We start from the raw sequence: 18,892 nt of genomic DNA, 5'->3' as shown, positions 1-18,892 counted from the left end.
TAGTATTATGAGGCTGTCTAGCCAAGGTATCACAAGTATTCGTCAACGTTGCAAGCAAACATTTATCGCAGCTGGAATAGCCAGTACTTTGCTGTTAACAACATCTTTTGTTGCGCCAGCAGTGTACGCAACTGAATACAGTCCAAATTTTAGAAATACCGAAATCACTGAGTTCATTAATATCGTCGGTAAGAACCTGAAAAAGACCATCATCGTCGACCCTAACGTTAGGGGAAAAATTACGGTGAGAAGTTATGACTTGTTAACGGAAGAACAGTACTACCAGTTCTTTCTAAACGTATTGCAAGTTTATGATTTTGCGGTTGTTGAAATGCCCAGTGGCATTATTAAGGTTGTACGCTCTAAAGACGCTAAAACCTCAAACATTCCTGTAGTGGACGACGACCTGCTCGACGGTGACGAAATGATCACGCGCGTGTTGCCAGTATATAACGTACCTGTACGTGAGCTAGCACCTATATTACGTCAGTTAAATGACCAAGCAGGCGGCGGTAACGTGGTAAGCCATGACCCATCGAACGTCATGATGCTCACAGGTAGAGCGGCAGTAGTAAATCGATTAGTTAAAATTATTGAAAGCGTCGACCGAGCAGGTGATGAAGAAGTTGAAGTCATTAAGCTAAAATATGCATCGGCTACTGAAATGGTCCGTATCATTGAAAGTATCAATAAGGGTCAGGGTAAAGGTGCTGCTGGTGTGGGCAAATCAGAACCACGTGCCGTAGCCGATGACAGAACTAACAGTGTTATTGTGAGTGGTGACGTTAAAGCGCGTCAGCGTCTCATCAATCTTATTAATCGTATGGACCAAGAGTTAGAATCAAGCGGTAACACTCGCGTGATAAATCTCAACTATGCGAAAGCAGAAGATCTCGTCAAAGTACTACAAGGTGTCAGTGCCAGTATTCAAGCAGATGGCCAAGGCGCAGCTCAAGGTCAACGAAGAAGTGCTAGCAGTAACCGTGATGTCAGCATCGATTCCCACGAAGATTCAAACTCTTTAGTCATCACAGCTGAACCAGACATGATGCGCTCACTTGAAGATGTCATCCGCCAACTTGATGTAAGACGTGCGCAAGTGCAAGTCGAAGCCATTATTGTTGAAGTCTTTGAGGGTGATGGCACTACCTTGGGCGTACAATGGGTTTCGGAAGAAGGTGGCGGTACACAATTCACCAATGGCGTTATTGGTGTGGGTTCTTTAGGTGTTGCCTTGCGCGAAGCTGAAGATACTGACTTACTTGGTTCAACAACGACCGCCAATGGTGAAGTGGTTGATACTGTGACTACGAGTGAAGGTAATTTAACGCCTCTGGCCACACTGTTAAGTGGCGCCAACGGCTTAATTGCGGGTGTGATTAAAAATGGTTGGGGTGCGGTTGTTCAAGCGGTCAGTACAGATACCAATACGAATGTGCTAGCGACACCACATCTTACGACGATGGATAACGAAGAAGCTTTCTTTATTGTCGGTCAGGAAGTGCCTATTATTACTGGCTCAACGACGGGCGCAAATAATGCCAACCCATTCCAGCAAGTGAATAGACAAGATGTGGGTATCAAACTCAAAGTTACGCCACAAATTAACGAAGGCGATGCGGTTCAACTTCAAATTGAGCAGGAAGTGTCTAGCGTATCGGGCGCAACATCAGTCGATATATCAATCAACAAACGGGAAATCAAAACGACGGTAATCGTGAATGACGGTGGAACAATCGTATTAGGTGGTTTGATTGATGAAGAAATTCAAGAAAGTGTGTCAAAGGTACCTTTGCTGGGTGACATTCCGTTTATTGGTAATCTATTCAAATCTACGTCTACCACCAAACGTAAGCGTAATTTGATGGTCTTTATCCGTCCTACGATAATTCGTGATGGCATCACTTCAAACAAAATCAGTTTGCGAAAGTATAATTATATTCGAGCGCAACAGTTGAAGCGTCAGTCTGAGGGTGTGCCGTTAATGCCATTCACCACAAGTCCTGAGCTACCTGCGTGGGATGACGCAATGACATTACCACCGTCATTTGATGAATTCTTACTTGAGAAAGAAAAGAAAGCGAAAGAGAGTAACTAATGGCAGAGTCGACCCAGGATCTTCTTCACGATGATGCCGAGCTCTCCTTAGACGAAGCCGAACAGGTGAGTGCGGAAATTGGCGAAGAACTAGAAGAGCAGGCATCGGAAGAAATTGCGCCGCTTGTCGCTTTGCAGCTTCCTTTCAGCTTTGCAAAACGCTTCAGGGTGCTAGTTGAACCAGCAAATGAGCCCGTAAAGGTGTATCACACCAACAAAACGGAATTGCATGTATATGCTGAAGTACGTCGTTTTCTAAACCAAAACTTTGTGCTTGAGGAAATTACTGAAGATAAATTTGAAGAAATTCTTACCAACAGTTTTCAACGCGACTCGAGTGCTGCAAAGCAATTGATGGAGGATTTAGGTAATGAAAGTGACTTACTTTCACTCGCCGAAGACCTACCAGATACCGAAGATTTATTAGAAAGCGAAGACGACGCACCTATTATTCGACTCATCAATGCGATGCTAGGCGAAGCGATTAAAGAAGGCGCCTCAGATATTCATATTGAGACCTTTGAAAATCAATTAATTGTGCGATTTAGAGTCGATGGCGTATTGCGTGAAATTCTTCGACCGAACCGGAAAATGTCTTCGATGTTGGTATCGCGCATTAAAGTGATGTCAAAAATGGATATCGCTGAAAAGCGTGTTCCACAAGACGGTCGTATTAGTTTACGCATTGCTGGTCGTGCCGTTGATGTGCGGGTATCGACGATGCCATCTAGTCATGGCGAACGCGTGGTGTTGCGTCTACTCGATAAAAACAATGCGCGCCTTGATTTAAAAGACTTGGGCATGACCCTGCCGAATCGCGAACACTTTTCGAGTCTTATTCGCAAACCCCATGGCATCATGCTTGTTACGGGTCCTACAGGTTCCGGTAAAAGTACTACCTTGTACGCTGGCTTAAGCGAAATTAACTCAAAAGACCGCAATATTTTGACCGTAGAAGATCCCATCGAGTTCGATTTAGAAGGGATAGGCCAAACGCAGGTCAATCCGCGAGTCGATATGACCTTTGCGAGAGGTTTGCGTGCAATACTTCGCCAGGATCCTGATGTCGTGATGGTCGGTGAGATACGTGACTTAGAAACTGCACAAATCGCAGTACAGGCCAGTTTAACCGGTCATTTAGTACTTTCTACCCTGCACACCAATACAGCGGCTGGCGCGATCACACGTTTAGAAGACATGGGCATCGAGCCCTTCCTTCTCTCAAGTAGTTTGCTATCGGTATTGTCTCAGCGCTTGGTCAGAACCTTATGCCCTGATTGTAAAAAGCCGCATGAACCCACCGCAGTTGAAAGAGAAACGCTAGGCATTAAAGGTGACGAAAAAGTCGTGATTTACAGCCCAGTTGGCTGCACGTCTTGCAATCATACTGGCTACCGAGGCCGGACCGGTATTCACGAGCAACTCATTGTTGACGAGCGTATTCGTGAGATGATGCACGATGGTCGCGGCGAACAGGCTATCGAAAAATACGTACGCACCAATACGCCTTCCATCCGTCAAGACGGCTGCGATAAGGTGGTTCAAGGCGTCACTTCGCTCGAAGAAGTATTACGAGTAACCAGAGAAGAATAATATGGCGGCTTTTGCATACAAGGCAATGGACGCCAATGGAAAGTCCAAAAGTGGTGTTTTAGAAGGCGATAATGCTAGACAAATTCGCCAACAGATTCGTGACTTATCTCTCATTCCTTTGGAAGTAGAGCAAGTTGCTGAGCAAGAAAAGAAAACGCAAGCTGCCAAATTCACACTGTTCAAACGTAAGATGTCATCGGGTGAGCTCGCCCTGCTTACGCGTCAGTTGGCAACGCTCATTGAATCTGCGCTGCCGATAGAAGAAGCCTTACTCGCCGTTGCCGAACAATGCGAAAAGCCCCGTCATAAAAATATGATGATGGCGGTACGCAGCAAGGTAGTTGAAGGCCATGGCTTCGCAGAAGCACTCGCTGAATTTCCCTATGTATTTAGTACTTTGTACCGCGCTATGGTGGCAGCGGGAGAAAAGTCCGGTCACCTTGACACTGTTCTGAGTCGCTTGGCAGATTACACTGAAAAAAGTCAACAAACCCAGAGCCAAATTGTGCAAGCTCTGGTCTATCCAACCATTATGTTGGTCGTTGCGATCAGTATTGTCGTTCTATTGTTGGTCATTGTCGTCCCGAAAATTGTTGGACAATTTGATCAAATGGGACAAGAACTTCCCTTTTTAACACAGGCCATGATCAGTATAAGCGAATGGCTGCAAGCGTATGGCTTGTATGCCGGTATTCTCTTGGTAGTAGGTATTATTGGCTTGAAGAAATTTTTAAACAGTCCAAAAATGAAAACTACCTATCATGGCGCTGTTTTAAAAATGCCCTTTATTGGGCGCTTAGCGAAGAGTACCAATACCGCTCGCTTTGCAAGGACCTTGAGTATTTTGACCGCAAGCTCAGTCCCCTTACTTGAAGCAATGCGCATTGCAGGTAATGTTTTAGAGAACCTTTTCATCAAAGATGCGGTCAAAGAAGCAGCTTCTAAAGTAAAAGAAGGCGCAAGCTTACGTAACTCACTTGAGAAAACGAAAATATTCCCACCAATGATGATGCATATGATTGCATCGGGTGAGCGCTCAGGCGAACTACAAAGCATGTTAGCGCGTGCCGCTGACAACCAAGATAGAGAATTTGAAGCGACAATTAGCATTTCCCTCAAGATCTTTGAGCCACTGTTGATCGTCTTCATGGCCGTTTTGGTGCTACTTATCGTTATGGCAATTTTGCTACCAATATTAGCACTCAATAATTTAGTAGGTTAATCACATGAGAAATACATATATGCAAACACATACACAAAAAGCTTGGGGCAAATTCCAAAAAGGCTTCAGCTTAATTGAAGTGATGGTTGTACTCTTCATTATTGGCATCATGGCTGCCGTTGTTGCACCAGCAGTGCTCGAAAACCAAGGTGTTGCGCAATTGAAGAAAGCGGCTATTGATGTGCAAACTTTAAAAAGCTCGATGCAGATGTATAAGTTGCGTACAAATCGTTTTCCAACGACGGAGCAAGGCCTCGAAGCATTGGTATCAATTCCTACAATTGACCCCATTCCGCGCAACTACCCGAACGAAGGCTTTATTGATAACTTGCCATTAGATCCATGGGGTCAACCTTATAAGTTGTTAAGCCCAGGTGAAATAGACACGATTGATATATATTCGACCGGCCCCGATGAAACTGACGGCACAGACGATGATATCGGCACGTGGAATATCAACGAATACCTACAGTAAGGTCATTTTTCTTACCAAGTAAAAGGCATTATTGCGTGCGCAAGCAGACTGGATTTACCCTTATTGAAATTCTCTTAGTGATGGCGCTAATCGGTATTACCGTTAGCGTCATTACTTTCACTGCCTTGGGTACGAATAATTATGACAAAGTCGAAGAGCAGGCCAAACGCTTTCAAGTGGTATTCGATATGGCCAGCGATTTTGCCCTTCTTAATCAAGTACAATTAGGTATTCGTATTGACGAAGAAGAAAGTACCTATACCTATGTCGCCTTAGATGAGGAAGACCAATGGGTAGAAATACCCAATCAAAATCTATTCGCAAGTTACCAACTCCCCGAATATCTGCGCTTTGAATTGGAGTTAGAGAACTTACCTTGGGAACAAGAAGATCAACTCTTTGATAGAGGTATTTTCGATGAGGGTTTAAGTGTAAGCGAAGACGGCGTAAACATCGGTAATGAAGAAGAAGAGCCACCGCCGCCTCCGCAGATATTCTTGTTATCGAGTGGCGAAATCACACCGTTTGAATTGCGTTTTATTTACGAAGACGATTTCAGCGACGAACTACCCATTACCTTTCTTATTCAGGGAAAAGATACGACCCCAATAGAGCGCATTGCGCCTGAGGACCAAACCCTGTGAGCAAGGTAGCTAAGGCAAACCCAAATCAAAATGGCTTCACGCTGCTTGAGGTCATGGTCGCGATGTTCATCTTCGCTGTCGCCGGCGCCGCTATCATCAAAACAACAGCTGAACATATCAATTCACTTAGTAAGCTAGAAGAAATTACTTTTGCTACGTGGGTTGCGAATAACCAACTAATGCGAGCAAGCCTGAGTGCAGAGAAAACCTGGCCACCGAAGAAAAATCAGCGTGGCAGCGTGGAAATGATGGATCGCACTTGGTATTGGCAACAGGACGTCGAAAATACTAACGATGAAGACCTGAAAGCGCTGATTATCACGGTCGGCCTCGATGAGGAATATAAAGGTTCGGTAACCTCTGTAACCACTTACGTCGCTAAGTCAAAAGGCTAGCATAGTGAATTCGCACCGGCAGCACTCAATCAAATTTATGCACTCGTTGCGATCTACGCAATCGGGTTTTACCTTGCTCGAAGTGCTTATCGCGATGGCAATTTTTGCCCTAATCGCATTTGGTGCAACGCAAATTTTAACCAATGTGACTGATGCTGATGAAGCCTCGGAAGAACGTTTCCAATCCTTACAGGACTTGCAACGCGCGATGCTGGTGATTGAAAGAGATTTCTTGCAAATGGTGCCGCGTAAAACGCGAGTAGAAGGCGAAGTTACCGATACGCTTATTTTTGCCGAAGAGTTCCTATTTGATAGTGACAGCGGTGCTATCGGTTTTGTTCGTGCTGGTTGGCACAATCCGCAATTGGTGCTTCCAAGAAGTACCATGCAATCCGTGGCCTATCGGGTAAGCGAAGAACGTTTGGAACGCCTATATTCAACTTATGTTGACAACTCAATTGGCTTTGAGCCGAAAGTGAGAGTGTTACTCGAAGGTGTTGAAAAAATAGAGTTCGAGTTTTTAGAAAAGTTTGATACGAAAGAGTTTACATGGGAAGAAGCGGAATCGGTTCAAGAGTTACCGATTGCGGTAGCTGTAATTATTACCAGCAAACTGTATGGCGAAATTCGACGTGAGTTTAAGGTGCGTCGATGAACAGTTTGCCGACTAAACCATTCCTGAAACCTAACAGCAAAGTATCACGTGAGCGAGGTGTCGCGCTTGTGGTTATTTTGTTGGTTGTGGCAATTATCAGTGTACTGGCTACCGAAATGGTTGGCAGGCTTCAACTCAACATTGCTAGAACAGTCAACATTAAAGACAACAATCAGGCTTACTGGTATGCCATTGGCGCAGAGCAATTTGCACAAAAATCCTTGGGCGAACTGAAAACCTTGTCTCCAGACAATATGAATTTAAGTCAACCGTGGGCACAAGTATTCGAATACCCCATTGATGGGGGTGGTATTCAAGCTGAACTCATCGATTTGCAGGCCTGTTTTAATTTAAATACCTTGGGGCCTATTAAATTAGAAGAGGATCCACCTCCGCCTCCTCCACCGCCACCAGAGGTCGATAGCCCAAACGCCGCACCAAAAAATCCGGCAGAGGCATTCTATAACCTGTTGACAAAGTCGAACGACAATATTGACTCTTACACGGCCGAAACGCTGCGTGATTCGCTAACTGATTGGTTAGACGCTGATGGCAACATTACCGGATTGGGTGCAGAAGACGCTGACTATGAGTCACTGACAATCCCTTATGTGGCTGCCAACGCTCTGATGACGAACAAGTCGGAACTTCGTTTAATTAAAGGGATTGAGCCAAGTATATTGCGCAATATTCTACCCTTCGTGTGCGTGATACCTGATCAAGAATTCAATTCTTTGCAATTAAATATCAACACAATTACCGAAGAAAATGCCGCGATATTAGCGGCCATGCTCAATCTGGATGTTGAAGATGCGTCTCGTATTATTGCCTCTCGGCCAGAAGAGGGCTTCGAGAACACAAATGACTTCTTTACCGAACCCGAAATTGTGGCGCTCAATCTCACTCCGCAGCAGAAAGAGTGGTTCACAATAAAAACAAATTATTTCATGCTTCGCATCAAAACCCGCTACAATGAGGCAAGTTTTAAAATGACCAGTATTTTTAAGCTCGACGACGGTGACAGCGGTGTGAGTGTTATTAGTCGAGAATTTGGAGGCGTAAACTAATGGAAAAGCTAGCAATCCGATTGGGCTCACAAGCCGACGATCCGATTCATTGGCTTGTGTGGTCCGACACGGAAAATGAGATCCTCGCCTCTGGTGAACTGCCTAATGCTGCCGCATTGAGCCAACTAAACGAGCGCGCTCCCAATGCCGAGGTCATTGCCTTGGTACCCAGTTGTGACGTGCTATTAAAAACCGTCAAACTGCCTGCAAAAGCCAACCGAAAAGTACTCGGTGCTATTCCCTTTATGATTGAAGATGATATCGCTAGCGATATCTCAAAATCGTTCTTCGCTTTTGGTAAAAAAATAGACGATCAACAACAGGTTGCTATTGCCACGCACGAAAAAATGGCCTTTTGGCAAGAAACGATCGAACAAGCGGGCTTATTTTGTGAACTTTTGGTGCCCGATATCCTCGCCTTACCTTTCCAAGAAGACAAGATTAGTCTGTTGAGTTTACGCCAAGACGATCATAACACCCTACTGATCCGCGACGGTGAATGGCGTGGTCTGCAAGGTGAAGAAAACTGGACCTTTACAGTATTAGAAAAGCACCTCAATTCTAAACCACAATCAGTGTGTGCTTATTCAGAATTAACTCATGCTAATGACTTGTCGGCACTGTTTGAAAAACACGCCACAGAGCATGAAGAACAAGACGACGAAGCCCCACTTGCCTTCGAAACAAATTACGACAAACTCCCCATGCTGCTCTTATTACAAGGCGCCGAAAGCGCTGCGTTCAATTTGTTACAAGGTGAGTATGCGGTAAAGCGTAAAAGTAATGAACACTGGCAGAAATGGAAAATTGCAGCGGTACTAGCGGCGGTTGCATTGTGTGTCAATTTAGTTTCAAAAACGGTTGAACTCAATAGTATTAAACAACAGCGTCAGATTGTTGAGCGTGACCTTCAAGCAAGCATCGATAAGGGCTTTCCGGGGCTGAATGCCAGAAATAAACGAGTCGCGATTGAAAAAGAAATGGCGCGTTTAGAGAATGGCGGTGGTGGCATTTCAATGTTGGTCATGTTGTCACAAATGAGCCAATCATTTGCAAGTACTGGTGTAAAACCTCAGTCGATTCGTTTTGACGCGAAACGCACTGAATTACGTATGCAATCGGTGGCCAACAATTTTGATTCACTTGAGCGCTTTAGACGTGAAGTACAAGCCTTGGGTTTCGAGGTTGATCAAGGTGCAATTACTAACCAAGGCGATCAGGTCGTCGGTACCATAGTGATTAAAGGCTAGTCACTGTTTAGAAGAATTAAGGTAAGTATGAAAAAGTATTTTTCGTGGTTTTATGCAATGAATGAGCGGGAGCAAAAGCTAGTCTCGCTTGCTGGTATTGTGTCGGTGATCGCCATTTTCTATTTTGGTCTGTGGTCACCACTTAACAACGCCTTAACTACCCAACAAAGTCTTCTGGATAATCAGAAGACATTACAAATTTGGGTTGAAGAGCAAGCATTGCGTGCAGCAAAACTAAGACAGTCTTCAACAGGTCCTAGCTTTAATGGCTCGCTAACACAGTTAGTTAACCAAACGACGCGCGCAAGCAAAATACAAGTCGCGCGTATGCAGCCAGTTGGCGATAATCTGCAAATTACCATTGATGAAATCCAATTTAATACACTCGTCCAATGGCTCGATTCAATAGAGCGCCGCGGTGTAGTCGTGTTACAAACTGATATCACCGAGACAAACGAAGAAGGTTATGTCCAGGTGCGTAGATTACAATTAGGGAAAAACTAAATGCTAGTGATGAAGCCTTGGAAGTGGGTAGTATTGGCTTTCGTGACATATTTAATCTTACTTGTGGCATATTTGCCTGCGGCACATGTAGTGTCCTATGTGCAAAAGCAAAACCCTAAGCTACCCGTCTCAATCGGCACTGTTGAAGGCACTTTGTGGTCCGGAAGGGTTGATAGAATCATGACCAATGGCGTGTTACTCAATAACTTCCGTTGGGAGCTTTCAGCTTGGGCTCTGTTGATTGGTCAAGCCAAAGTAGAGGTCAACGGTGGGAAGATTCGCCAAAGCGATCAAGCCTATATTGATGGACAAGTAAGCGCTTCGTTATTCAATTCACACAAACTCAGTGCTAAAGATTTAAAAGTATTACTGCCAGCAAAAGCGGTCATTGCGCAAGTTCCTCTTCCTGTGCCGGTCACTGCTGACGGTCGATTCCGTATTGATGTTCAAAGCTTCGATTTCAACAAGAGCTGTAAACTACTCAGTGGCACCGGACGTTGGTTGAAAGGCACAGTTAGTGGCCCGACAGGCGTCATTGATTTTGGTAATTATGAAGCCAATCTGAGTTGTGATAATGATAAGTTTGTAGTGCAGGTCCTACCGGACAATAAGCTCAACTTAGATGCCATGGTTGTTGTAGGAATGGACGGTAAATACGACCTATCGGGTAAATTCAAACCTGACGAAAGTATGCCTAGAGAAGTGCATATGGCGGCTCAGTCTTTCGGTCGTGCAGATGCCCAAGGTTTCAGGCAGCTACGCTAGACTAAAGCCAAAAAATTGCTAAACATTAGTCTACTTTTTCAACATTAGGTTTGAAGTGTCTAATTTTTAAGCTATTGTTATAGACTCCCGTGACGACTTTAGGTGCTAAATTTATGCCTTTACAACAAGTTGTACCGACCATCAAACCTGTCAAGTCCGCAGTGAAGCGCTCTCGTTTGTTGATTGTAGACGACGATCCAACACAACTGCGTTTTTACCTTCAAGGCTTAAACGATGTATATCATTGCCAATTTGCTTCTTCGGCAAGTGAAGCGGTCACTTTTGCTCGTCAGTTCCCACAACCCGACCTCATTATACTCGATGTGGTACTTCCCGATGTTAACGGGTTTGAAATCTGTCAAATTCTAAAAGAAGACCAATTGACTTCGCATATTCCGGTCATTTTTGTGAGTGGACAGGATGACGTTGAAAGCAAACTCAAAGGCTTTGAACAAGGTTGTGTCGATTATATTTCTAAGCCTGTTTTGCTACCTGAGATGCAAGCACGTATATCCACTCACATTAAACTGAAACAGCAAACTATAATGCTGGAATCTTTAGCTTACACTGACCCCTTGACTCAAGTAGGTAACCGCAGAAAATACAATGAAACATTGCAACGAGAATGGGCACGGAGTATTCGCTATGGCCAGCCTATTGCTATGTTACTCATGGATATCGACTACTTTAAGCAATTCAATGATTTTTATGGTCATGGTGTAGGTGATGATTGTTTAATTAAGATCTGTTCACATTTAAGAGACTTAGTGAATAGACCAGGAGACTTATTCGCTCGCATTGGCGGAGAAGAATTTGTGATACTGCTAACAGATTGCGGTATGGAAGGCGCATTGAGAAAAGCTGACGAAGTTTTAAGAACCGTATCGATGTTGAATATTGCCAATCAAGGCGCCCCAAAGCTCGATCGCGTGACCTTAAGTATCGGTGTTGCTGTTACCACTCCTAAACACCAAGAAGAACCCTTAACCCTCTTCCAAGCCGCCGACGAGGCCTTGTATGAAGCAAAGCACAGCGGCAGGAACAAATTCTCTGTCTCCAAACTGATGGACGGCCCCCTAACATCAGATAGCTTAGCTAACTCATCAACGTGATGACGCCTTTATAACGGGGCTTCATTCCTGCACTGTCGTCACCCCCAAACTGCCGTCACCCCCAAACTGCCGTCACCCCCGCGAAGGCGGGGGCGTCATTCCTGCAAACCTCCGTCATTCCTGCGAAGGCAGGAATCAGATCCCCGCCTTCGCGGGGATGACGGCAGTTTGGGGATGACGGCAGTTTGGGGATGACGGCAGTTTGGGGATGACGGCAGTTTGGGGATGACGGCAGTTCACGGATGACAATTGTGCGTAAAAAACTAGCCTACAGCGTAGGATTTATGAGGTACTTCTCACCTGTTTTCTTCGCATAGTATCCCGCTACATTATTCAGCTTCAAAGCGTCTTTTAATGAAATTTCATTGCTAAAGTCCAACTTAAAAGTCGTATTGATTTCATCGGCGACACGTTTATGCAAAGCCAACACTTCTTTGATTTCTAGCTTCGATAAGAATCGCATCAATAACCAGCCGCCAATGTTCCAAGTCATACCATAAGCACGATTCAGAACTGTTGGTGCGAAGTCCAAACCGCCATAAATATACACTTGTTTGTTCTCTGCAGAACCGTAGGTATTAAAACCAACAGCATCTTTACTTCCCACGGCCTCCATCGCAGTTAAAATATCGCTCACTAGGTTACCGCCGCCAATTGCATCAAATGCCAGTGTTGCACCAGTTTCTTCTATCGCTTTATACAAATCTTGTTTGAAACTATCAGCGGTCGAATTCAAAACATGCTTCGCACCTAATTTTTTTAATATTGTGACTTGTTCTGGCTTACGTACGATATTGACCAAGTCTATACCCTCTTGTAAGCAAATTTTATTTAGCATAATACCAAGACTAGAGGCTGCTGCTGTATGGACTAGAGCACTATGACCTTCACGGCGCATCGTTTCGACCATACTTAATGCTGTCAATGGGTTAACAAAGGAGGACGCTGCTTGTTTAGCTGTAGTGCCTTCATTGTGCAGAATGCATGCTTGCACGGGGACAGTACAAAACTCAGAGTAAGTGGCTCCTGACAATACGCCGACTGTTTTACCCATCAAGGCTTGTGCTTGCGGGCTATCACCAGCTGCAACAACAGTTCCAGCACCTTCATTTCCGATAGGCAATTCTTGGTCTATGCGAGAACCAATGCGCTTTAACATGCTAGAAGCGACGGGGGCAGTTAGCTTGTTTTCTGCTTCATGAAATACCCCCTCTCGTAAATCAGCAGGTCCAAACATTGGCCACATATCAGAAGGATTAATCGGAGCCGCTTCAATTTTCACTAGAACTTCGTGGGGTTTTAATGGCGCAACATCGCGTTCTTTTAAGGCTACGGTAAGCTCACCTTGAGAAGAAATATGAGTGAATAACTGCTTCGTTTTTTCCATAATTAGGTCCTTTAGTTTTACTGTTTACGGGCTATTGTCGCTCAGAGTTGAGCCAATATAAGTTAACTAAAGGTAGTACAGCTTTGGTAGAGATACGAGTTACACTTAGTGTTAATTGACTATTAGTCGTATCGATATAAGTGCAAGATGGCACACTAAGCGCTAGCCTCGTACTTTACGTTTTGCTATGAAGGCATCAAGCTTTGTTGCTGCCTTCTTCATTAATGATTGGCATTTTCTGAGCCAAACTTTCGCCCATGCATAATCATAGCTGAGCAAGTATAGGCCGGGTATGATTAACAATAAAGACGGGCCAGGAATAATGACAAAAATTAGCCCGAGAGCGACTAGTCCGGCGCCGACCACGGTGCGTGCTGACTTTTTAATAACTTGCATAGTCTATCCCTATATTCTTAAATTAAGATTTTGTTTCTTGTAATAACTATTGCGCTTCATTCAAGATTGGGGCCAGATCTTTAAGTTACTGTATTTTATGAAATAAAGGTTTTTAGAAGGATGTTAATGGTGACGAAACACGCTAATTACTGGTGAGTTAGCTTAATGGGTAGCGCTAGAATAACAACGTATATGTGTTAGCGTTCCAGCGAGAATCTTGAGTGGTTTGTTAGCCACCAAAATACCAAACCGCAAAAATAACTATAAAAAAATAAATCAGAAATGTGGCTATATAGCTGAAGGATTGCTTTGTATCCTCATTATAAATACCTTCCTTATTTTCCTCTTGAAATTCGTCGAATTGAAACCCGTATGTATTGAGAGGCTTCCCAACGTGAATTTTGATATCAATTGCTCCTGCCCCAAGCGCTAGCTCTCTGAATGCCCGTTCTTCAATTGCTGTTAATCCACCCTCTGTTTTTTCCATAGGATGCATAACAACCTTGGGGCGAGGACGAAAAGACTTGATACTACCTAGACTTTTAAAAGCATGTTGGAGTAACTTTTCACCAACATAGAAATTAGAAAGAAGCGCTCTAGGATGTGAAAAAGGATTAACTGCAATTTCATTTTGCTTGACTGAGTTTGCAGCTCTCTTGCCTATTCCAGAAATAACCTTTTTTCCCTTTTCTTGAGTCTGAATAACAACAATTGGCAAATCGTCAAATGACTCATCATTAGCCACATCAGTAACTTTTAATCGCTCTTCCCAGATTTGGACGTAGAGAACGGAAGAAAATCTTTTCATGAAATTTAAAAACATCCCATGTCCTTAGGTAGCTAACCCTTTCGATAAGTGGTTTTGCGCGGTTCTTGCGCTAAACCTGTCTTAATTGTTTTGTTATATAACGTCACCGACAAGCCCAAATTTTTTCCTACTCAAAACCAGCGCTATTAGCAGAATTATTCCAAGTGATGTGCCAATCGGGAACACGAATAGTAACAATATTGAATATGCTATTAATATCCAAAATAACCACTTAGTTCGATAATTTAAGCCCACAACGGTAAATGTTAAAAGACAAAGCGCAACCAAAAATAAGAAGAGCCCCATTAACGTAGACAAAGCTGCTGATGACATTTCTTCTTGTGATATTTTAGGTTCATTTGTGCCAAACAACGTTATCTCTTGGAATGAAGAGGACATAATTAAATATGTGTCAACAATTCCCCAAAGTGGTGCCCAAAAAAGCAATAGTCCTAAGACTGTGACGTATTTCCCTATAATTTCCTTGTTCAAAGATCTCTCCTTACTTAGTTACATAACATCTTATATAGCTGATCGGTGCTCAGTACTAATATAATTGCGGATAAAAGAATACGCTGAGTGTTAATAAAGTAGCACTCACATATATGCTTTTTCTGGTCTCGAGCCCTTTTGATAATTGCCCTATGGCACCGCCCTTTTGCTTGATATTAACGGTATTGAACAAGCGGTCCATTGCTGGCCCCAACTCTTTACCGAGTCTTAACTGCTCATAAATAAACGTTGGGAGGGGTAAACTGGCTGTGCGCCCAGTTTGCAGTTTCTCAGCGTCTGCAATGCATACCACAGCGTAAGTACTCGGGTTTCCGTCTAAAACGTCAACACCCCCTTCGTATGCAATGTAGTAGTCTGCCTGGTGATGCTCTTGGCAGTACTTCACTCGATTTATCGCACCTTGCTTCGTTTCCAAGGCACTCATTGGTTGATCGTTGACGTTTGAAGGTGCATCGACCGAAAAAACCTCAAGCTTGAATTGAGGAAAGGCCTTGGTGAAACTTTCTGTTGCAGCATCAATTTTGACAGGATTTTTTGACGCAACAGCTACCCTAATAGCCTTCCGAGAAGTTGAAATGTCAGATGCTTGCTCTAGTGCAGATTCATTACTCAATGGGTGTTTATCCTTGCATGTTTTATATCAGTTGATATCGTTTAACAAATCAAAGTAATTGTTTGTCGTGACGTGCCCATACAGCTTGTTTTCGGCTTCTTTGCTGTCTGGATTAGTCACTCCTAAGGTATAAGCAATGCCAAACTCCTTTGCCGCATCCAAAATCACCTGACTGTCATCGACAAATAGGCAACGTGCTGGGTCAAAACCTAGATGTGCTTGTAACCTTTTCCACAGCAATTGCGACTCTTTTGTTACCCCGAATTGATGGGTCGAAATAAGATTATCGATATGACTATCAAGCTGGGTTTTCTCCACTTTCAAAGACAAACTGCCAGGGTGCGCATTCGTTACCAAAACAACTTCTTTGTTTGCCGCTTTCAAGGCATCTAGGAATGGAATTGTGTCGCCTCTAATACTAATTAAATGTTCAACCTCTCGCTTTGCTTCCATGATATCCATGTCGAGCTTTTCAGCCCAGTAGTCTAAGCAATACCATTGAATTTGACCTTGGACTTGTTGATAATTTTCTCGCATGTCTAAACGTGTTTGCTCGATGGGTTTACCGTGTTTTTCTGATAGCTTTTTGGGAAGATGCTCAAGCCAGAAATGCGTATCAAAATGCAGGTCAAGCAAAGTACCATCCATATCGAGTAAAACAATATCTATGTTATGCCATGGTAAGAGTGCCAAGCGATTTTCCTTGTGATAATGTTAGGCCTAATTAACTGTTTTTAAGTCTATCGTGAATCAAGCATGAGTAAAATAGATACAGACAAAGTACTGCCAACAATTCACCACACTGAAGTAGTCGCAAAATCTAAGTTTTTTCGTGTTGAAAAATTGGACCTCGAGTTCAGCAATGGTGCTACCCGAGAATTTGAAAGAATGGCTGGCGGCGGTCGCGGAGCGGTCATGATAGTTGCTCTTAAAGATGCCGATACCATGTTATTGATTCGTGAATATGCTTGTGGCACTCATTCATATCAACTTGGTTTCCCGAAAGGCCTTATTGATCCAGGTGAAAGCCCTGAGCAGGCTGCCAATAGAGAATTACAAGAAGAAGCCGGCTACCAAGCCGATACCTTACATCGCTTGCATGAAGTGCATATGGCGCCGACTTTCTTCAACGCAAAAATGCATATACTCATTGCGCAGGGCCTTTCACCTAAAACCTTAGAGGGTGACGAGCCTGAACCACTTGAAGTCATTGAATGGCCGATAGCCGATGTTAACGGCTTGCTAGCACGCGAAGATTTTGTTGAAGCACGGTGTATTGCCGCTCTCTTATTACTGCAAAAGTGGATAAAGGAAACTCAATAGATGCAACATTCCATCGCTCAGTTGTTAGAAATTGCCAAAGAAGCAGCCTGCGTTGCAGGCAAAGAGGTATTAGAAATATACGACAAGGGCACTTTTGAAGCCTACGAAAAGGATGATGAGTCACCAGTAACGAGTGCTGACTACCGAGCTAACGATATCATCATGAATGCCTTACAAACACAAACGCCAGATATTCCAATAATGTCTGAAGAAACGCCACAACTTTCGCTGGAAGAGCGTAGCCAATGGACACGTTATTGGTTAATCGATCCAATTGATGGCACGCAAGAGTTTATTGCTCGTTCTGGTGACTTCGCGGTTAACATTGCACTGATTGAAAACAATAAACCAGTCATCGGTGTCATTTACTGGCCGCCCGGAGAAACCCTATACTTCGCGAGCAAAGACCAGGGGGCTTACAAGCGTTGTAATATTGAAACCAAACAAATCAATGTAAGAGATTTCGCGGTGCCGAGTGAGGATGTCATTATGATTGCAATCAGTCGGAGGCAGTCCCGCGAGCGTGTGTTCGAACGCATGACTGACAAACGCACTTATCAAACCTTACCTGCAGGTAGCTGTTCGCTTAAAGCTTGTTTTATCGCAGAAGGAAAAGCAGACGTATTTATGCGTTTAGGGGTTACCGGCGAGTGGGATACTGGAGCATCTCAATGCATCATCAATGAGGCTGGCGGTAAAATTGTCGCGGCCACCTTTGACGAACTCAGTTATAACCAACGAGAAAGTGTAGAAAATCCAGATTTTGTGGTCTTAGGTGATCAACGAGTCAATTGGGAAAGTATAATTCAATACAAATAAATTATTGAACACATCAACTGTCGAGGCTAATTACATGCTTGCTCTTGCAAAATCATCTTCTACAATTCGTCTTTCTTCTATTTTAACTGGGCTCATGCTCTTATTGCTCAGTCATGTCAGTGTTGCCCAAATGACGCTTGATGAAGAACAATCCTCATTGAGTTTTATGTCGACTAAAAATACCAATCTTAGTGAGCAACATACCTTTGATCGTTTTTCAGGCAAAATTGATACTCAAGGTAAGTTATTAATCACTATCGACATGACTTCAGTTAATACAATGATTCCTATTCGAAATGAACGTATGCAATCGATTTTATTTAGTGTTTCTGATTATAGTGAAGCAACGTTTACCGCATCAATACCAAAGGCGCTTACCAAGCTATCTAGTGGTGAACATAAAATGGCAAGCATTGATGGCACAATGACTATTGCGGGCAACAGTGCACCAGTTTCTTTCAAAGTAGCAGTGACTGGCTTGAGCAACGGTGGTATTGCCGTATCAACTCGTCAGCCTACCGTATTATCAGCCTCCACTTTTAAGCTAGACGAGGGCATCGCAGCCCTGAAGGAAATTGCTGGCTTACAAAGTATCTCATCTGCAGTACCTTTAAGTTTTAGTGTCGTGTTTACAGGCCAATAATTACCAGTTAAAACAATCACTTTAGGCTCGGTTATTATACCAAATAATCCTTTTGTATTAACCGAGCTCACGCTTTTTAGTGTCGGTCATCGTAAGCTGTCAACGTGATAAAACCATGTTAAGTAAAGATGACCGAAGACGCCGCTGTGGCAAACATTTATATCGAAATAATGAATAACCCCAAACTCATGCACAGGATGTTCAGAGGGTTGTTTGCGTCTGCGCGAATTTACTTGGGTCATAAGCCCAACTGCCATCAGTATATCTTCAACACTAAATTGCTTTTGCATTACAACTACCCTGCACAAAAAGTCGACGCCTTTGAAAAAGAGGGGGCTATCGTCATTCCATTTGCCGGAAAAGAGTCGAAAGACCATCTTGTATTGAGCTGCCAAGATATGAGTGATCCAGACGCAAATAGTTTCTATCAAGATTGTTTAGAATCACTCGCCAGAAAAGATTTTACTTGCCAAAAAATAGAGGAAATTAAACACGCCTTTAATCACATCAAATTCATGAAAATGATCAGTGGCATGTTTTGGCTAGATATGGTTATTTTTGCGAAGAATAATCTTGAATATACAAAAGATTGGCGAGACTGAATTTAACTG

At 43.5% G+C, this 18,892-nt stretch carries 22 protein-coding genes; 16 read left to right on the top strand and 6 right to left on the bottom strand.

Going from position 1 to position 18,892, the window contains the following annotated elements:
- Positions 1 to 7 precede the first annotated feature (7 nt).
- From gspD to RM556_RS12765, 12 genes are all read left to right on the top strand, one after another.
- Positions 8 to 2,098, top strand: coding sequence for a type II secretion system secretin GspD (gene gspD / locus RM556_RS12820; protein WP_311374767.1), 2,091 nt, complete (start codon positions 8 to 10; stop codon positions 2,096 to 2,098).
- Positions 2,098 to 3,690, top strand: a complete 1,593-nt coding sequence (gene gspE / locus RM556_RS12815) for a type II secretion system ATPase GspE (protein WP_311374766.1) — start codon at positions 2,098 to 2,100, stop codon at positions 3,688 to 3,690. The genes gspD and gspE overlap by 1 nt, the downstream gene beginning before the upstream one ends.
- A gap of 1 nt (position 3,691) precedes the next feature.
- On the top strand, positions 3,692 to 4,912 hold the full coding sequence (gene gspF, locus RM556_RS12810) for a type II secretion system inner membrane protein GspF (protein WP_311374765.1): 1,221 nt from the start codon (positions 3,692 to 3,694) through the stop codon (positions 4,910 to 4,912).
- A gap of 4 nt (positions 4,913 to 4,916) precedes the next feature.
- Positions 4,917 to 5,387 carry a type II secretion system major pseudopilin GspG gene (gene gspG / locus RM556_RS12805; protein ID WP_311374764.1) on the top strand — a complete coding sequence of 157 codons (471 nt, stop codon included), beginning with the start codon at positions 4,917 to 4,919 and terminating at the stop codon, positions 5,385 to 5,387.
- Positions 5,388 to 5,422: 35 nt separating this feature from the next.
- Complete coding sequence (gene gspH, locus RM556_RS12800; RefSeq protein ID WP_311362419.1) at positions 5,423 to 6,031, top strand: type II secretion system minor pseudopilin GspH; 609 nt, start codon at positions 5,423 to 5,425, stop codon at positions 6,029 to 6,031.
- Complete coding sequence (gspI, locus tag RM556_RS12795) at positions 6,028 to 6,426, top strand: type II secretion system minor pseudopilin GspI (protein WP_311362420.1); 399 nt, start codon at positions 6,028 to 6,030, stop codon at positions 6,424 to 6,426. Before gspH ends, gspI begins: the two co-directional genes overlap by 4 nt.
- A 37-nt stretch (positions 6,427 to 6,463) precedes the next feature.
- Complete coding sequence (gspJ, locus tag RM556_RS12790; protein ID WP_311362646.1) at positions 6,464 to 7,081, top strand: type II secretion system minor pseudopilin GspJ; 618 nt, start codon at positions 6,464 to 6,466, stop codon at positions 7,079 to 7,081.
- Positions 7,078 to 8,148, top strand: a complete 1,071-nt coding sequence (gene gspK, locus RM556_RS12785; RefSeq protein WP_311362421.1) for a type II secretion system minor pseudopilin GspK — start codon at positions 7,078 to 7,080, stop codon at positions 8,146 to 8,148. The genes gspJ and gspK overlap by 4 nt, the downstream gene beginning before the upstream one ends.
- On the top strand, positions 8,148 to 9,398 hold the full coding sequence (gspL, locus tag RM556_RS12780; protein ID WP_311374763.1) for a type II secretion system protein GspL: 1,251 nt from the start codon (positions 8,148 to 8,150) through the stop codon (positions 9,396 to 9,398). The genes gspK and gspL overlap by 1 nt, the downstream gene beginning before the upstream one ends.
- A 27-nt stretch (positions 9,399 to 9,425) precedes the next feature.
- Positions 9,426 to 9,902, top strand: coding sequence for a type II secretion system protein M (locus tag RM556_RS12775; RefSeq protein WP_311362423.1), 477 nt, complete (start codon positions 9,426 to 9,428; stop codon positions 9,900 to 9,902).
- Entirely contained in the window at positions 9,903 to 10,667 is a 765-nt protein-coding gene (locus RM556_RS12770; RefSeq protein WP_311374762.1) for a type II secretion system protein N, read from the top strand.
- A 113-nt stretch (positions 10,668 to 10,780) separates the two neighbouring features.
- Positions 10,781 to 11,779 carry a diguanylate cyclase domain-containing protein gene (locus tag RM556_RS12765; RefSeq protein ID WP_311374761.1) on the top strand — a complete coding sequence of 333 codons (999 nt, stop codon included), beginning with the start codon at positions 10,781 to 10,783 and terminating at the stop codon, positions 11,777 to 11,779.
- Between the two features lie 268 nt (positions 11,780 to 12,047).
- Here RM556_RS12765 and RM556_RS12760 read toward each other — a convergent pair whose 3' ends face one another.
- The 6 genes from RM556_RS12760 to yrfG all read right to left on the bottom strand — a co-directional run bounded on the left by RM556_RS12760 (position 12,048) and on the right by yrfG (position 16,189).
- Entirely contained in the window at positions 12,048 to 13,166 is a 1,119-nt protein-coding gene (locus RM556_RS12760; RefSeq protein WP_311362426.1) for a zinc-binding dehydrogenase, read from the bottom strand.
- 162 nt (positions 13,167 to 13,328) lie between these two features.
- Positions 13,329 to 13,562 carry a PGPGW domain-containing protein gene (locus RM556_RS12755; protein WP_311362427.1) on the bottom strand — a complete coding sequence of 78 codons (234 nt, stop codon included), beginning with the start codon at positions 13,560 to 13,562 and terminating at the stop codon, positions 13,329 to 13,331.
- A gap of 229 nt (positions 13,563 to 13,791) precedes the next feature.
- Positions 13,792 to 14,385 carry a rod shape-determining protein MreB gene (locus tag RM556_RS12750; RefSeq protein ID WP_311374760.1) on the bottom strand — a complete coding sequence of 198 codons (594 nt, stop codon included), beginning with the start codon at positions 14,383 to 14,385 and terminating at the stop codon, positions 13,792 to 13,794.
- A 78-nt stretch (positions 14,386 to 14,463) separates the two neighbouring features.
- On the bottom strand, positions 14,464 to 14,862 hold the full coding sequence (locus RM556_RS12745) for a hypothetical protein (RefSeq protein WP_311362429.1): 399 nt from the start codon (positions 14,860 to 14,862) through the stop codon (positions 14,464 to 14,466).
- A gap of 55 nt (positions 14,863 to 14,917) precedes the next feature.
- A complete protein-coding gene (yjjX, locus tag RM556_RS12740) occupies positions 14,918 to 15,496 on the bottom strand; it encodes an inosine/xanthosine triphosphatase (protein ID WP_311374759.1) in 579 nt (192 codons plus the stop codon).
- A 27-nt stretch (positions 15,497 to 15,523) separates the two neighbouring features.
- A complete protein-coding gene (gene yrfG, locus RM556_RS12735; protein WP_311374758.1) occupies positions 15,524 to 16,189 on the bottom strand; it encodes a GMP/IMP nucleotidase in 666 nt (221 codons plus the stop codon).
- A 63-nt stretch (positions 16,190 to 16,252) separates the two neighbouring features.
- Here yrfG and nudE point away from each other — a divergent pair, with 63 nt between their 5' ends.
- From nudE to RM556_RS12715, 4 genes are all read left to right on the top strand, one after another.
- Complete coding sequence (gene nudE, locus RM556_RS12730; protein WP_311374757.1) at positions 16,253 to 16,819, top strand: ADP compounds hydrolase NudE; 567 nt, start codon at positions 16,253 to 16,255, stop codon at positions 16,817 to 16,819.
- Positions 16,820 to 17,638 (top strand): 3'(2'),5'-bisphosphate nucleotidase CysQ, encoded by an 819-nt coding sequence (gene cysQ / locus RM556_RS12725; RefSeq protein ID WP_311362433.1) that lies wholly within the window; start codon positions 16,820 to 16,822, stop codon positions 17,636 to 17,638.
- Between the two features lie 34 nt (positions 17,639 to 17,672).
- Positions 17,673 to 18,281, top strand: a complete 609-nt coding sequence (locus tag RM556_RS12720; protein WP_311362434.1) for a YceI family protein — start codon at positions 17,673 to 17,675, stop codon at positions 18,279 to 18,281.
- A 128-nt stretch (positions 18,282 to 18,409) separates the two neighbouring features.
- The gene (locus tag RM556_RS12715; RefSeq protein WP_311374756.1) at positions 18,410 to 18,883 is read left to right on the top strand and encodes a hypothetical protein; all 474 of its coding nucleotides are present in this window, start codon (positions 18,410 to 18,412) and stop codon (positions 18,881 to 18,883) included.
- Positions 18,884 to 18,892 lie beyond the last annotated feature (9 nt).

Source organism: Alteromonas sp. W364 (genome assembly GCF_031846205.1).
Classification (GTDB): Bacteria; Pseudomonadota; Gammaproteobacteria; order Enterobacterales; family Alteromonadaceae; genus Glaciecola; species Glaciecola blandensis.
Note: the sequence above shows the minus strand (reverse complement) of the source record. Positions and strands in the feature narration are given on the sequence as shown.